The sequence below is a fragment of the Burkholderia diffusa genome, from assembly GCF_001718315.1.
Lineage (GTDB): Bacteria > Pseudomonadota > Gammaproteobacteria > Burkholderiales > Burkholderiaceae > Burkholderia > Burkholderia diffusa_B.
The window spans coordinates 373425-388601 of sequence record NZ_CP013364.1 but is presented as its reverse complement, the minus strand read 5'-3'; the positions used below and the strand labels follow the sequence as shown (position 1 = coordinate 388601).

At 66.1% G+C, this 15177-nt stretch carries 18 protein-coding genes; 3 read left to right on the top strand and 15 right to left on the bottom strand.

Annotated features, from left to right (window positions below; genetic code table 11):
• Positions 1-6: 6 nt before the first annotated feature.
• The 6 genes from WI26_RS28550 to argH all read right to left on the bottom strand — a co-directional run bounded on the left by WI26_RS28550 (position 7) and on the right by argH (position 5815).
• A complete protein-coding gene (locus tag WI26_RS28550) occupies positions 7-915 on the bottom strand; it encodes a polysaccharide deacetylase family protein (protein WP_069228070.1) in 909 nt (302 codons plus the stop codon).
• Entirely contained in the window at positions 912-1784 is an 873-nt protein-coding gene (locus tag WI26_RS28545; protein ID WP_069228069.1) for a polysaccharide deacetylase family protein, read from the bottom strand. The genes WI26_RS28550 and WI26_RS28545 overlap by 4 nt, the downstream gene beginning before the upstream one ends.
• A gap of 7 nt (positions 1785-1791) precedes the next feature.
• Positions 1792-2625 (bottom strand): ABC transporter substrate-binding protein, encoded by an 834-nt coding sequence (locus tag WI26_RS28540; protein ID WP_059541998.1) that lies wholly within the window; start codon positions 2623-2625, stop codon positions 1792-1794.
• Between the two features lie 75 nt (positions 2626-2700).
• On the bottom strand, positions 2701-3504 hold the full coding sequence (locus WI26_RS28535; RefSeq protein ID WP_069228068.1) for an amino acid ABC transporter ATP-binding protein: 804 nt from the start codon (positions 3502-3504) through the stop codon (positions 2701-2703).
• Positions 3501-4388 (bottom strand): amino acid ABC transporter permease, encoded by an 888-nt coding sequence (locus WI26_RS28530; protein WP_059504831.1) that lies wholly within the window; start codon positions 4386-4388, stop codon positions 3501-3503. The genes WI26_RS28535 and WI26_RS28530 overlap by 4 nt, the downstream gene beginning before the upstream one ends.
• On the bottom strand, positions 4382-5815 hold the full coding sequence (gene argH / locus WI26_RS28525) for an argininosuccinate lyase (protein WP_059504833.1): 1434 nt from the start codon (positions 5813-5815) through the stop codon (positions 4382-4384). The genes WI26_RS28530 and argH overlap by 7 nt, the downstream gene beginning before the upstream one ends.
• A gap of 126 nt (positions 5816-5941) precedes the next feature.
• On the opposite strand from argH, the gene gcvA reads away from it, so the two are divergent.
• The gene (gene gcvA, locus WI26_RS28520) at positions 5942-6820 is read left to right on the top strand and encodes a transcriptional regulator GcvA (protein ID WP_069228067.1); all 879 of its coding nucleotides are present in this window, start codon (positions 5942-5944) and stop codon (positions 6818-6820) included.
• Positions 6821-6851: 31 nt separating this feature from the next.
• Here gcvA and WI26_RS28515 read toward each other — a convergent pair whose 3' ends face one another.
• The 8 genes from WI26_RS28515 to WI26_RS28480 all read right to left on the bottom strand — a co-directional run bounded on the left by WI26_RS28515 (position 6852) and on the right by WI26_RS28480 (position 13309).
• Positions 6852-7382, bottom strand: coding sequence for a GNAT family N-acetyltransferase (locus WI26_RS28515; protein ID WP_059542001.1), 531 nt, complete (start codon positions 7380-7382; stop codon positions 6852-6854).
• 96 nt (positions 7383-7478) lie between these two features.
• Positions 7479-8228, bottom strand: a complete 750-nt coding sequence (locus tag WI26_RS28510) for an amino acid ABC transporter ATP-binding protein (protein ID WP_059511362.1) — start codon at positions 8226-8228, stop codon at positions 7479-7481.
• Positions 8215-8865, bottom strand: coding sequence for an amino acid ABC transporter permease (locus tag WI26_RS28505; protein ID WP_059504842.1), 651 nt, complete (start codon positions 8863-8865; stop codon positions 8215-8217). The genes WI26_RS28510 and WI26_RS28505 overlap by 14 nt, the downstream gene beginning before the upstream one ends.
• Positions 8862-9548 (bottom strand): amino acid ABC transporter permease, encoded by a 687-nt coding sequence (locus tag WI26_RS28500; RefSeq protein ID WP_069228066.1) that lies wholly within the window; start codon positions 9546-9548, stop codon positions 8862-8864. The genes WI26_RS28505 and WI26_RS28500 overlap by 4 nt, the downstream gene beginning before the upstream one ends.
• An 89-nt stretch (positions 9549-9637) precedes the next feature.
• The gene (locus WI26_RS28495; protein WP_069228065.1) at positions 9638-10444 is read right to left on the bottom strand and encodes a transporter substrate-binding domain-containing protein; all 807 of its coding nucleotides are present in this window, start codon (positions 10442-10444) and stop codon (positions 9638-9640) included.
• Between the two features lie 378 nt (positions 10445-10822).
• Positions 10823-11143: a DUF4148 domain-containing protein gene (locus WI26_RS28490; RefSeq protein WP_059539225.1), complete on the bottom strand. Its 321-nt coding sequence runs from the start codon at positions 11141-11143 to the stop codon at positions 10823-10825.
• 154 nt (positions 11144-11297) lie between these two features.
• Complete coding sequence (locus WI26_RS28485) at positions 11298-12647, bottom strand: ATP-binding protein (protein ID WP_069228064.1); 1350 nt, start codon at positions 12645-12647, stop codon at positions 11298-11300.
• Positions 12647-13309 carry a response regulator transcription factor gene (locus WI26_RS28480; RefSeq protein WP_069228063.1) on the bottom strand — a complete coding sequence of 221 codons (663 nt, stop codon included), beginning with the start codon at positions 13307-13309 and terminating at the stop codon, positions 12647-12649. The genes WI26_RS28485 and WI26_RS28480 overlap by 1 nt, the downstream gene beginning before the upstream one ends.
• A 162-nt stretch (positions 13310-13471) precedes the next feature.
• On the opposite strand from WI26_RS28480, the gene WI26_RS28475 reads away from it, so the two are divergent.
• Positions 13472-13846: a cytochrome b562 gene (locus WI26_RS28475; protein ID WP_059504851.1), complete on the top strand. Its 375-nt coding sequence runs from the start codon at positions 13472-13474 to the stop codon at positions 13844-13846.
• 43 nt (positions 13847-13889) lie between these two features.
• Positions 13890-14456, top strand: a complete 567-nt coding sequence (locus WI26_RS28470) for a cytochrome b (protein ID WP_081334389.1) — start codon at positions 13890-13892, stop codon at positions 14454-14456.
• A gap of 137 nt (positions 14457-14593) precedes the next feature.
• Here the strand turns inward: WI26_RS28470 and WI26_RS28465 are convergent, their stop codons facing one another.
• Positions 14594-15070, bottom strand: a complete 477-nt coding sequence (locus WI26_RS28465) for a hypothetical protein (protein ID WP_155768841.1) — start codon at positions 15068-15070, stop codon at positions 14594-14596.
• Positions 15071-15177: the final 107 nt, after the last annotated feature.

Here is a 15177-nt window from a genome sequence, read left to right as displayed (position 1 = left end):
CCGTCCTCATCGCGCCGACTCGTGCGCCACGCAATGCGCGAATACGTCGACCGGGTGGCCCGGCGGATTGACGGGCGCCCGAGCAAGCCACCAGCGCGCGATGTCGCGTCCGGTCGCGAACCATACGTCGCCCGCGTCGCGCAGATGCGCGAGCAACGCGCGCAGCAAGTCGACGCGCCCGGCGGTGCCGATGATCTCGGGATGCAGGCGCAGCACGCAGCACAGGCCGAAGCGGCGAAACCCGTCGACGTCTCGCCGCCAGTTGTCGAGCACGTCACGGTACGCCGCGATGCGCGGCTGGCCGGCCGGCACCGGCGGCGACAGGTTGAACTCGAAGTACGGCTCGTCGTCGAGCTCGTAGTGCAGCGGCAGCTCGACGAGCCGCGCACCGTCCGCGCGAGCGTCGCCGCGCGGATGCACGTACGGCAGATCGTCTCCGCGCCACGACGACGACCACGTGAAGCCTTCCGCGACGAGCCAGTCAGCGAAGCCGTCGGCCCAGTTGCCGGTGAACGAGCGAAAACCTTCGACGTCGCGGCCGATCGTGTCCGCCAGCGCCGCGCGCCCGGTGCGGCACGCATCGATCTGCGCGGCGAGCGGCAGCACGTCGAAGTCTTCGCAGCGATAGCCGCTCACGCCGAGTTCATGGCCGGCAGCGGCGATCTCGCGCACTGCGTTCGCATGTGTTTCGGCGACGATGCCCGGCACGAACCAGCTCGCGGGCACACCGAATGCATCGAACGCATCGAGCAACCGGTCGACGCCGCGCGTCGCGCCGTAACGCCATGCCGACAGCGATTTCTCGCGGCCGACGATGCGCGGCTCGCGTGTCTGGATACCGTGTATGTCGTTGAAGTCGACCGTGATTGCGACCGCACAGCGCGCGCCGTCCGGCCAGGCAGGAAGTGTCGTCACAGGCTGCTCCGTTGCGTCGATTGCGCGTCGGGCGCGGACAGCGCGAGCCACCAGTCGGCCACTTCGCGACAGCGCGCGAACCAGACGCCGTCCCGTGCGCGCATGTGTTCGAACCACGCTTCGAGCAACGCGAGGCGGCCGGGCTTGCCGCAGACTTTCGGATGCAGCAGCGTCGTCAGACACAGCCCTTCGTCGTATATGCCGTCGAATTCGCGCGTCCAGTTGTCGAGCGTCGCATCGTAGCCGGCGATCCTGTCGAGTCCGGCCGGATAGTCGGGGTTGCGGTGATACGCAAGCGACGCGTAATCGTCGGTCTCCCAGCGGCCGGGAATCTCGACGAGCGGTGGCTCGCCGTCAGCGCCGGGCAGCAGGTATGGACGATCGTCGCCGCGCATCGAGCTCGAATAGCGCACGCCGGCTTCGCGCAGCACACTCGCCGTCGCCGCGCTCCAGTCTCCGGACGGCGTGCGGAAGCCGACCGGCCGCACCCCGAACGTACGCGCGAAAACGTCGGCCGACCGCGCCATGATCTCGCGCTGGCGTTCGGGGTCGAGCGTCCAGAACGCTTCATGCCGGTAGCCGTGATAGGCGATCTCGTGCCCGCGCTCGACGATCGCCGCGCATTGCGCGGGCCAGGTCCGAGCGACCCACGCGGGCACGAAGAACGTCGCCGGCAGGTCGAACGACGCCAGCACGTCGAGCAGCCGGCCGAGCGCCCGCCACGGCCCGTAGCTGCCGAGCGTGAAATACGCGGGGTTGCGCCAGATCGACCCGTTCAGCATCGCGTCGCCGGTCGGGCCGTCGAGATCGAACGCGAGCGCGACGCACGCGCGCTTCGCGTTCGGCCAGCGGGGAGCCAGGTCCGTCATCGCGCGCTCAGTGCGTGCCGTTGATCATCGCCTTCGTTACCGCGTGCTCCTGCAGCCCCCATTTCGCGAGCAGCTTGTGATACGACCCGTCGGCGATCATCTGGTCGAGCGCCGTCGTCAGCGCGCCGCTCAGCGCGGTATTGCTCTTCGCGACGCCGATGCCCGTGTATTGCGACAGGAACGGCTTGCCGACCGGCGCGTAGGCGTTCTGCTCGAGGCTGTTCTGGTAAGGCAGCGTCTCGCCGCCCTGAACGGCCGCGTCGATGCGGTTCTGGCGCAGTTGCATGCGCGCGTCCGACGAGCCGTCGGTGCCGACCACCACGATCGCCGGCTTGCCGGCCTTCACGCAGTTCTCCGCGCTCCACGCGGTCGTGTTGTCCGGGAACGAAGTGCGCCGGCTCGACCCGACGCGCTTGCCGCACAGGGCGCCCATCTGCGCGAACTCGCCCGCGCGCGTCTTCAGCACGTAGAACTGCGGCCCCGTCTCGATGTAGTCGACGAACGTCACGGCGTCGCGGCGCGTCGGCAGGTCGGTCATGCCGGACAGGATCATGTCGACGCGTTGCGTCGCGACAGCGCTCATCATCTGGTCGAAGCTCGTCTCGACCCAGTTCAGCTTCGCGCCCATCTTCGCGGCGAGCGCCTCGCCGAGATCGACGTCGAAGCCCGCGAGCTTGTCGGTCGCCGGGTCCTTGTATTCGAACGGCGGATAGTTCGGGACGATCGCGACGTTCAGCGTGCGCTTGACGTTCGCGGCCTGGGCGGCCGCGAAGGAGGCATGAAGCGCGAGCGCGCCGAATGCGACAGCGGCCAGCGTGCGGGTCAGGACGGATGCTTTCATGGGGTGTCGCCTTGTCGTGGTGGTGTGAGGGGGTACCGCGGTGCTGCGTTGCACGTCGTCGGCGGCGCGATCCGCTCAGGCGATCACGGCCGAGATGAAGTCGCGGGTGCGCGCATGCGTCGGTGCGGAAAGCACCTGGTCGGGCGGCCCGCTCTCGACGATCCGGCCGCCGTCCATGAACACGACGCGATCGGCGACTTCGCGCGCGAAGCCGAGCTCGTGCGTGACGACGATCATCGTCATCCCGCTCTTCGCGAGATCGCGCATCACGGCCAGCACGTCGCCGACGAGCTCGGGGTCCAGCGCCGACGTCGGTTCGTCGAACAGGATCAGCTGCGGATGCATCGCGAGCGCGCGTGCGATCGCGACGCGCTGCTGCTGACCGCCCGACAGCTCGACCGGAAACGCGTCGCACTTGTGCCCAAGGTCGACGCGCGCGAGCAGCGCGCGGGCCTCCTCTTCCGCTTGCGCGCGGCGGAGCTTGAGCACCTGCACGGGCCCCTCGATCACGTTTTCGAGTGCGGTCTTGTGCGGGAAAAGGTTGAAGCGCTGGAACACCATGCTTGTCGCGAGCCGCTGGCGCGCGACCTGACGCTCCGACAGCTCGTGGAGCCGGTTTCCCGTGCGCCGGTAGCCGGCCAGCTCGCCGTTGACCCACAGCGCGCCCGCGCTGATCGTCTCGAGCTGGTTGATGCAGCGCAGGAAGGTGCTCTTGCCCGAGCCGGAAGGCCCGATGATGCACACCACTTCGCCCTGGTCGACGTCGAGCGTGATGCCGTGCAGCGCCTGGAAATCGCCGTACGACTTGCGCACGTCGACCGCTCGAACGATCGCGTTCGTCATGACGTTCTCCTTACGGTTGTGGGTCGTGCCGCTCATTTGCGGCCAGCCGCGCGGCCCGCGCCGCGTGCGAAGCGCCGTTCGACGCGAGCCTGTGCGAACGACAGCACGGTGACGACCGCCAGATACCAGACGCCCGCGACGATCAGCAGCTCGATCACACGTGCGTTCGCGTAGTAGATGTTCTGCGCGTTGTGCAGCATCTCCGCGTACTGCACGACGCTCGCGAGCGACGTCAGCTTGACCATGCCGATCAGCTCGTTGCCGATCGGCGGGACGATCACGCGCATCGCCTGCGGCAGGATGATCCGGCGCAGTGCCTGCAGGCGCGCCATGCCGATCGATTTCGCGGCCTCGTATTGGCCGGTGTCGACCGACAGCAGCCCAGCGCGCACGACTTCCGACGTATACGCGCCCTGATTGATGCCGAGGCCGAGCACCGCCGCGAGGAACGGCGTCATCACGTCGACGGTCCGGAACTCGGCGATCCCCGGAATGCCGAGCGTCGGAAACACCAGCGCGAGGTTGAACCACAGTAGCAGCTGCAGAATCACCGGTGTGCCGCGAAACAGCCAGATATAGCCCTGTGCGATTGCGCCGAGCACCGGGTTCGACGACAGCCGCATTACCGCGGTGACGACGCCGAGCACGATGCCGAGCGTCATCGCGAGGACGGTCATCACGATCGTGTTGCCGAGGCCGGTGAGGATCGAACGCGCGGTCAGGAACTGGCCGACGACGCGCCATTCGATCTGCCCGCGCGCGAACGCGAGCGCCACGTAGGCGAGCGCGGCGATGATCGCGATCGACGCGACATAGCGGCCCCAGTAGCGCCGGCGCACGCGCACGAGTGCGCCGGTGTCGTCCGCCGCGGCTGCGGCCGGTGCGCCATCGAGACGTTGTGAATCGGATGCGCTCAGCATGACGGCCCCCGGTAGTCGGCCGCCCACGCGGCCTGGCGTTCGATCGCGTTGCTCAGGCGGCCGATCTGCTCGCGCACGCGCGCGGGCGATGTGCCGCCGGCGCCGCCGCGAGCGGCGACGGCCGCGTCGAGCGTCAGATGCGCGCGCACCGCCGGCACGAGGCGCGGGTCGACGGCCTGCAGTTGCTCCACGCTGGCATCCGCGAGCTCGATGCCGTCGCGTTCGCACGCGCGCACGAGCGCGCCGGTGATCTCGTGCGCCTCGCTGAACGGCACGCCGGACAGTGCCAGCCAGTCGGCAACCTCGGTCGCGAGCGTGAAGCCGAGCGGCGCCTGACGGCGCATCTCGTCGACGTTCACGCGCATCGAGCGGATCATCCCCGCCATCGCGGGCAGCACGAGCTCGAGCGTGTCGATCGAATCGAACGCGGCGATCTTGTCTTCCGCGAGATCGCGGTTGTACGCGAGCGGCAACGACTTGAGCGTCGCGAGCAGGCCGGTCAGGTTGCCGATCAGGCGCCCCGCCTTGCCGCGCGTGAGTTCCGCGATGTCCGGGTTCTTCTTCTGCGGCATGATCGAACTGCCGGTCGCGTAGCCGTCGTCGAGTTCCACCCAGCGGAATTGTCGCGACGTCCACAGGATCACTTCTTCCGACAGGCGAGACAGATCCACTGCCAGCATGCTGGTGACGAACGCGAATTCGGCGACGTGATCGCGTGCGGCCACCGCGTCGATCGAGTTTTCGCACGGTGCGTCGTAACCGAGCTCCTGCGCGGAAAGATCGGGCCGCACGCAGATCGCCGAGCCGGCCAGCGCGGCGGCGCCGAGCGGCGAGCGTGCGGTGCGGCGGTCCCAGTCGACCAGGCGGTCGGCATCGCGATACAGCGACTGCGCATGCGCGAGCAGCTGATGACCGAACACGATCGGCTGCGCGGGCTGCAGATGGGTGAAGCCCGCGGTGATCGTGTCGACGTGCCGGCTTGCCTGGCCGACCAGCGCATCCTGCAGGTCGAGCACGCCGCGCACGAGCTGGCGCGCCTTGTCGCGCAGGTACAGCCGCAGATCGTTCGCCGCCTGGTCGTTGCGCGAGCGCCCGGCGCGCAGCTTGCCGCCAAGCGCCGGCAGCCGCTGCGTGAGCACGCGCTCGAGGAACGTATGCACGTCCTCGTCGGCGAGCGACGGCGCGATCGCGCCGGCCGCATGGTCGCGCGCGATGCCGTCCATCGCGGCCAGCAGTTGCGCGAGTTCGTCGTCGTTCACGATGCCGGCGCGGTTCAACTCGCGTGCATGCGCGCGGGAGCCTGCCAGGTCGTACGGGACGAGCCGGTAGAAACTCGGATCGGAGCGCGACAGGTTCTGCAACGCGTCGGACGGTTTCGACTGGAAGCGGCCGCCCCACAGGCGCTCGATCGGTTCGGTAAGGCTCATTGCGGTCGACCTCGACTCGGTTGGATTGCCCTCACTGTAGGCATTCAATTTTTTTTGTTGTAGCGAGAAATTGAATCCGCTTAAATGAAATTTTTCTCAGCACCGTCGTCGCCGACACCCCCGCCGATGCGCAACCGCCTGCCCCCGTTGAACCCGCTTCGCGCGTTCGAGGCCGCCGCCCGGCGTGGCAGCGTATCGGCCGCCGCCGACGAACTGCATGTGACCGCGAGCGCGGTGAGCCACCAGATCCGGATTCTCGAGAGCACGCTCGGCGTCGCCCTATTCGTCAGATCAAAGGCGCGCGTGAAGCTTACGCCCGAGGGCGAAGCGTTGCTGGAGCCGGTCGGCACCGCGTTCGACATCATCGCGAACGCCACCGTCAGGCTCGATTCGCCGGCCGCCGTCGGCGATCTCGTCGTGTCGACGCCGCTGTCGCTGACGTCGCGCTGGCTCGCCCGGCACATCGGCGATTTTCTCGAGCGCTATCCGGGCATCCATCTGAAGGTGATTCCGTCGAACGACGAGCGCGAAATCTATTCGCAGGATGTCGATGTCTGCATCCGCTACGGGGAAGGCAACTGGCGCAACCGGCACGTCGAACTGCTCGAGCATCCGGCGCTGTTCCCGGTCGTGAGCCCCGCGCTGATGAACGGGCGCGATGCAATCCGCAAGGTGCAGGATCTCGCGGGGCGCACGCTGTTCTGCGAGCACGCGGGCTCGTGGATGCGCTGGCTGGCCGAAGCGAAGGCCGACCGGCTGCCGGGCATCCGCATCCTCGAGATCGGCAACGCGCACATCGGCGTCGAAGCCGCGGTGCACGGCCAGGGCGTCGCGCTCGGCGACAGCCTGTCGGTGCGTGACGACCTGACCGACGGCACGCTCGTGCGGCCGTTCAGCGAAACGGTGCCGTCACGTCATGCGTACTATTTCGTCACGCGTCACGAGCTGACCGAGACGCCGCTCGTGACCGCGTTCACGGCGTGGTTGCGCGCGCGCCTCGCGTGATGCGCGCGCTCGCTTGCGATCAGGCCGGACATCAGGAAACGAGACTCGCGAAGTCGTCCCACACCATGACGATGTTCTGCGATCGCCAGATCGGCCCCGCGTCGACGTACTCGCCTGCGAACCGGCCGTTCAATGCCTCATAAAACGCGATCGCTGCCGCGTTTCCCTTGACGACACTCAACGCGGCGCCCGGATACCGCGACGCTTTCAGATGCGTTGCGAGTTGCGCGAGCAGCATGCGGCCGATGCCGCGGCGCTTGAAGTCGGGATCGACGTACAGGAACCTGATTTCGCCACGGCCGCCGAAAATCGGCTCCGACGGCGCGCCGGCTGCGCCGATGCCGACGATCGCGCCATCTGTTTCCGCCACGAGCACCAGCTGGTCGCGCTCGTTCGACGCCAGCTTCTCCCGCCATTTCCTGCCGCGATAGCGCTCGTCGAGCACGGCATGCGCTTGCGCCGGCGCGAGATCGCGATAGGTATGCCGCCAGACCTTGACGTGAAAATCGGCGATCGCCTGCGCATCGTCGAGGCTGGCGGACCTGATGGATATTCCGGACATGGAGGACTCTCTCGGGCGGCTCGGCACGCGCGGGCGCGGCGCACACGCCGGATTGTCGGTGATCCGGGCGACGATGTCAGCCCTCCGCATGGCCGATCAGCGCGCAACGGCTTCCGTGTTCCGGACGCTGCCCAGAAACCGCGTCAATTCCACCGTCTGCGGCCGCTCGAAGATCTCTTCGGCCGTCCCGCTCTCCCATACCCTGCCCTGATGCATGAAGACGATCCTGTCGCTCACCGCGCGCGCGAAGTTCATCTCGTGCGTGACCATGATCAGCGTCATGTCGTCGCGCGCGAGTTGCTCGACGACGCCCAGCACCTCGCCGACGAGCTCGGGATCGAGCGCGGACGTGATTTCGTCGCACAGCAGCACGCTCGGCTTCATCGCGAGTGCACGCGCAATCGCGACGCGCTGCTGCTGGCCGCCGGACAACTGCTCGGGGAACGCGTCGAACTTGTCGCCGAGCCCGACGCGCTCGAGCATCAGTTCCGCGATCGCGCGCGCCTGCTGGCGATGCGTGTTCTTCACGACCGACTGCGCGAGCATCACGTTCTGTCCTGCGCTCAGGTGCGGAAACAGGTTGTACTGCTGGAACACCATCCCGACCTTGAGCCGCAGCGCACGCAGGTCCGCGTGCCGGGCGTCGACGCGTTCGCCGTCGATCGAAATCGTGCCGGCGTCGATGCTCTCGAGCCCGTTGAGCGTGCGCAGCAGCGTGCTCTTGCCCGAGCCGCTGCGGCCGATGATCGATACGACCTGCCCGCGCTCGACGGAAAAATCGATGCCCTTGAGCACATGATGGGCGCCGAAGCTCTTTTCGAGACCACGGGTTTCAACGAGCGGCATGCCATCTCCTTTGCAACGTGCGCGCATAACGGGTAAGCGGATAACAGAGCGCGAAATAGATCAGCGCGACGAGGCCATACACGACGAACGGCCGGAACGTCGCGTTCGAGATCGCGATGCCGACCTTCGTCAGCTCGGTGAAGCCGATGATCGATACCAGTGCCGTATCCTTCACGGCCTGCACGCCGAAGCCGACCGTCGGCGCGATCGCGATGCGGGCAGCCTGCGGGAGGATCACGTGACGCAACTGCTCGACGTAGCTCATGGCCAGGCTCGCCGACGCCTCCCATTGCCCTTTCGGCACCGCTTCGACGCAGCCGCGCCAGATCTCCGCGAGATACGCGCTGGTGAAGAACGTGAGCCCTGCCGTGGCCGCGACCCACGGAGGAACGTCGAGCCCGACGAGCGGCAGGCCGAAGAACACGATGAACAGTTGCATCAGCAACGGGGTGCCCTGGAATACCTGGATGTAGAGCTTCGCGGTGCCGCGCAGCACCGTCGAACTCGATACGCGCATCACGAGCAGCCCGAGTCCGACGAGGCCGCCGGACACGAACGACACGATCGACAGCACGATCGTCCAGCGCGCGGCCAGCAGCAGGTTCGCGAGAATCTGCCCGAACGTGAAGTCGATCATCGTGCCCCCCGCACGCGACGCGAGAACAGGCGGCACCCCATCGTGCCGAGCGCGCCACGCAGCAGCAGCGCCATCGCCAGATACGCGAGCGTGATGACGAAATACGTCTCGAATGCGCGGAAGTTGCGCGACTGGATGTAGCCCGCCGCATAGGTCAGGTCGGCCACCGAGATCTGCGACACGACCGCCGAACCGAGCATCGTGATCACGATCTGGCTCGAAAGCGCGGGAAACACCTTGGCGAGCGCCTGCGGCAGCACGACGTGGCGCAGCATCTGGGCGCGCGACATCGCAAGCGCGGATGCCGCCTCCAGATGCCCGTTCGGGACGGCGGCGACGCCCGCGCGCACGATCTCGACCGAGTACGCGCCGAGATTGAGCGTCATCGCGAGAATAGCGGCCGTGTATTCGCCGATGTGCACGCCGAGCGCGGGCAATCCGAAGAAGATGAAGAACAGCTGGACGACGAACGGCGTATTGCGGATCGCCTCGACGTACGCGCCGATCATCGGCCGCAGCCGCACGGCCGCGGGCGCGTCGGCACTGTACGCGGCCGCGCCGAGCACGCCGATCGCCACGCCGAGCACGGTTGCGACCGCGGTCAGCGTAAGCGTGACCGCCGCGCCGCTGGCGAACACGCCGGCGTATTCGGCGAGCTCGCCGAATTGAAGCTGATAGCTCATGACGATTGAATGAATTCGGGTTCGGACAATGACATTCGCCGCGCCGGCGACGCCGGCTGCGGCGATCTATCAGGCGACGCAGCGATCCGTCACAGGCCGGCCGGCAACGGCTGGCCGAGCCATTTCCTCGACATCGCGCCCAGGGTGCCGTCCTGCTTCGCATGCGCGATCGCATCGTCGATCTTCGCGAGCAGTCGCGGTTCGTTCTTGTTGACGCCGACGAAGCACGGCGAATTCTTGATCACGAACTTGACCTCGGGCCGACGCGGCGGATTCTTCGCGAGAATCGCCGCCGCGACGATGTTGCCGGCGGCGATCAGTTGCACTTGCCCCGACAGGAACGCCTGGATCGTCGCGTTGTTGTCCTCGAAACGCTTGATCGTCGCATTCGGTGCGAGCTGCGACAGCGCGATCTCCTCGAGCGCGCCGCGCGTGGCGCCGACCGTCTTGCCGGTCAGGTCGGCGGGCGCGCCCACCTTCACGTCCGCGGGCCCGAACACGCCCTGGAAATACGGCGCATACGCGGTCGAGAAATCGATGACCTTCTCGCGCTCCGGCGTCTTGCCGAGCGACGAGATCACCATGTCGACCTTGTTGGTCGTCAGATACGGAATCCGGTTCGCGCTGTTCACGGGCACCAGCTTCAGCTTCACGCCGAGCGATTTGGCGAGCAGCTCGGCCATGTCGATGTCGTAGCCCTGCGGTTGCATGTCCGTGCCGACCGAGCCGAACGGCGGATAATCTTCAGGCACCGCGACGCGCAGCGCACCGCTCTTCGCAATGGTGTCGAGTGCATCGGCATGGGCCGGCGCGGCAGCGAACAGCGCCATCACGGGTGCTGCGATCAGCGCAGCCAGCCACTTGCGTCGGGGGAACAGTCGAGTCGTCGGGCTCACGGTGAATCTTCCTTGTCTGGTATGTCGTCGGGCAGCGCGCAATCGTTGCGCGGCCGGCAAGACTCCAGCAAAAACCGGGCCATCGTCGTGAAACGCTTGCTGCACCGGCGCGAGACGGAAATTCCGGCGAGCCGCGTTCCTCATTTCGGTGCATGAGCCGGCGCCGAAGGCCACAGTTGCCCTCGCAGTGCGCGCCGGCGCACCAAATTACCTGACTGGTTCACCCCCGCGGGATTCGGACGCAGGCGTATGGGACGCACGCCGGTTCCCGCTCGTCGATCCGGAAAGTGCGGGACGTGAACCCGGAAAATGAAATCGAAGTTCGGTCGTCGACAACGGCGGCCGCCGACGCAAGCGTGCATACGTGCGTGAGTGCCGTCAATGATGCGTATACAACCGAGGTGCCACGGCATGACTCTGGACCGCGGCCCCCGAGTCGCCCCCCGCCCCGTATGCAGGCCCATAGCCCGACGCGTCGGCCTGCGGCGCCGATTCCGAAGACCGGATGCGCGCCTCGGCCTGCTGGATCGATTGCGGATAGTGAATGTCTTTTCGGGCAGGGTTGTAACCGGCCTGCTCGACCTGCGTGATCTGGGCGCGGACTTCCGCCCGCGTCAGGCCGCTGCCCGATTGGGCAGCCGATGCGAATGCGGGGATGATGGCCGCCGCCAGCATGATGGTACGGATAGCGAATTTCATGATCTCGATCTCCAGTGAACAGGGTCGGCATCCGAGAACGTCTCGTCTGCCGTAGAGACAGCATGCCCCGCTCAAACTGAAGGCAATGTTAACTTCGCGTTCCGGCACGCATCGCATGTGAAAGACAGGGGCGGAACCGACATCGCCGCTTCGGTCACACCGACGAAGGGAACGTGACGCGCACGCCGAATCCGTTGCCGTTCAAGCCATCGATGTATGTCAGGCTCCCGCCGAGTTTGGCCACGATGCGCGCGACAATGGACAGCCCCAGCCCGCTGCCGCTTTCGTCGTGATCCGCGCCGCGAAAGAAACGATCCTGCAGTCGGGACAGATCTTCATCCGGGACGCCGGGGCCATCGTCCCGTATCTGCAGGTTGATCGCGCCGGCATCCTGCCAAGATGTGATTTCGATGCGCCCTTGTTCGCGACCGTACTTGATTGCGTTATCGACGAGATTGTCGAGCAGCACGCGCACCAGCGTCGACGGTGCATGTGCGATAACCGGACCGCTGACGCCTGAAATCAGCGACATCTGCTTGCGGTCCGCTCTCGCCTGGTGGTCGTCGATGCAGGTCTGCACCACGCGCGCGAGATCGACCTCCTCGCCGGGCATCGGAATGGTTTCGTCCAGTCGAGCCAGTGCAAGCAACTGGTCCGCCAGATGGGTGCTTCGGTCTACGCCCTCGACGACGCGTTGCATCGCGCGCCGTTGACGGTCCGGATCGCGTGCGGTGAGCGCGACCTGTGCCTGAACCTTGAGCGCCGCGAGCGGTGTCTTGAGCTCGTGTGCGGCGTCGCTGGTGAATGCGCGCTCGCGATCGAGCGAGCCGCGCAGACGTTGCAGCAACGTGTTCAGTGCGGCAACCAGCGGCCGCACTTCTTCGGGAATGCCCTTCGAATCGATTGCATCGAGGCTGTCGGGCGAACGTGCGTCGATCGCCTCCGACAGCGTCCGTAGCGGCGTCAGGCTGCGCCCGATCGCCAGCCAGATCAACACGGCCAGCACGGGCAACGCGAATGCGAGCGGCCGTGCGACACGGCGCGCCACTTCCGCGGACAGGTCCGACCGATGCGTGCGTTGTTCGAAGATGCGCACGGTACGGCCGCGCACGGCATCGGTCAGCACATACGCGTGCCACTTCGGATTGCCGAACCGGATCGGACTCGATGCGACGGCGGGAAACACCGGCAGATCGAGCGAATCAAGCCCCGGACTGGCGGACAGGATTCGTCCGCCTGCGTCACTGATCTGATACAGCATTCGCGGCGATGCATCGTTGTCGCCATCGTCGTCTTCCCGCGAGCCGAGAACGATGTCCGCGAACACCGGCAGATCGGACGCGTCGAGCGCGACGAACGCTCTTGCGATCTGCTCGAGGCGGGTTTCGTCCCATTCCTCCGCTTCGTGAATCGCCTGGCGATAGCTCGACATCAGCGAGTACGCCCAGACCACCACGACACCCGACAGCACCAGCAAGGTCAGCCGTTGTCGGATCGAGCGCATCACGATGCCTTCTCCACCACGTAGCCGACACCTCGAATCGTGCGAATCAAGTCGGCGCCCAGTTTCTTGCGCAGATTCGACACATGCACTTCGATCGCATTGCTTTCGATTTCCTCGTTCCAGCCATAGAGACTGTCCTGGAGTTGCGCACGCGAGAGCGGGCGGCCCTGATTCGCCAGCAGTTCGACCAGCAATGCGCATTCGCGCGACGTCAACGCGATTCGTTCGGCGCCGCGCGTCACCGTCATCAGCGCGGGATCGATCGACAGGTCGCCATAGTCGATCGTATCGGTGCCGCGGCCCTGCGAGCGTCGCACGAGCGCACGGCATCGGGCAATCAGCTCGGTCAGGTCGAACGGCTTGCCGATGTAGTCGTCGGCGCCCGCGCTCAGGCCGCTCACGCGATCGGCCACGGTGTCGCGCGCGGTCATGACCAGCACCGGCGTATGGTCGCGGCGCTTGCGAAGCCAGTCGAGCAATTCAACTCCCGACATGCGAGGCAGGCCGAGATCAAGCACGACGAGGTCATACGGCGTCGTTTCGAGCGCGAGCTGCGCATGCCTGCCGTCGTGCGTCCAGTCGACCGTCATGCCGGCCTCGATGAGGCCATCCTCCACGCCGCTGCCGATCAGCTTGTCGTCTTCCACGAGTAACACCCGCATGGTGTCGTGTTCCTTTTGATCCGGACATGGCGTCCATTGGCGCACGATAACCGCACGCGTGGGCAGCCATCAAGCGGGGCGCGCGAAAATCCGGTCCTTAAGAATCCGTTAACGTCGGCACTCTATGGTCGCGGTCAACGACACTCGCAATCAGTCACGACCATGAACCGGCTACCGTTCCGACTCCGTTTTTGCGCAACGCTGGGCCTGCTGCTTGCCGTGGCTGCCGCGCCGGCCTGCGCCAGCGAGATCAAGACGCTGATGCGAGACATGAAGCACGCGATGCAGGGTGCGATGGACAGCCGGACGATTCCTGAAATGAAAGGCTACGTGACACGGCTCGAAAGCGATGCGCAGCAGGCGAGCCGCCAGCGGTATCGCAATGATCAGCCGACCTATGACGAAGGCATGCGCACATTGCGCGATGAATTGGCCGACGTCGATCGTGCCATCCAGGCCAATGACCTGTCCGCGGCGAAACAGGCGTTGCGGCGAATCAACGGATCGAAAAAACACTATCACGACCTGCTCGGATGATCCGGGCGGGCTGCGCTTTCGCCACTGAACAGGCATTTCCGTCATGAAGACCGTTACCCGCTATCCGCTATCGATCAGTTTGCTGCACTGGCTGCTGGCCGCCGCGCTGATCGGCAACCTGATCGTCGGCTTGCTGCTGGACGACAATGAAGACCTCGTCAGCCTGCACAAGTCGATCGGCGTCGCCATTCTCGTACTCGTGGCGATTCGCATCGTGAATCGGCTGCGCGTGCGACGCAGGCTCCCGCCGTCGGTCAATCCGACCGGGACGATGAACCATTTTGCGGAACGCGGCGTCCACGGGCTGCTCTATGTGCTGATGGTCGCCATTCCCGTGCTTGGATGGATGAAGACGAATGCGGCCGGGCACACGGCCAGCTGCTTCGGGCTCTTCTCGCTGCCGACCCTGGTGCCCAGGAGCCGCGAACTGTCGCACTGGCTGGGGGAATTGCACGCGCTCACGGCTTACGGGCTGGCCGCGCTGGTGGGTTTGCACGTGCTGGGCGCGGTGGCGCACAAGTTGTTCAAATCCGAGAATGTGCTTCCGCGCATTCTGCCTTTGCCCGCGCGTGGCGCTCGGCAGAGGGTTCCGTCCGCTGACCGGAATTGACCGTCGAGCACGGCGTCACGCGCAGCGCTGTCCGGTCATGCCGTCAAAGTCTGACAAATGACGCGCGGAAGCTGCCCGCGGAATCAGACTGGAAACGAATCCCGGTTTTCAATGCACCACGTCTGCAAAGGGAGTCCTCAGAGAGTGTGTTCGTAATTCAGTCGAACGTGAACCGTGTCGGCGCTGTCGCGCCGTCTGACTGAAAGATCGATGTAATACCGGCCGGCCCACGGCATGTCGAAGTAGTTGCCGTACGTCACCATGCCGTTGACCGTGAACGCCGGCAAACGCTTGATTTGAACCTTCGGCCGGGCCTTGGACGCCGGTGAGGTCATCGTGGCGACGATCATCGCGTCATCGATGCGCGATCCGGTCCTGGCGTCGAGCAGTGCAACCACGAGATGATAGCTGGCCAGCCCCTGCCCGTTCTTCGCATCGCCTGGCACGCCCGCCTCTTGCTGCGGGCGTGAGGCCTTGTCAGCGGGCACGATGCCGAAATGGACGGTCAGGCCGTGCTTCGTGACGCTCCGGACCGACTGATCGGTGGCAGCCCCGCACGTTGTTGCGGCGAACAGCATCTGCGCAAGCACGATCAACATTGCCAGCTTTCGCATGATCATTTCTCCAGTCGGGTAGCGGCACGCGGCGCGGTTTGCGCAGGCTCGGTGCCTGTCGCGATCAACGCGGCCTCGTTTCAATGCTGCTGCCTGAAGTCGGCCTC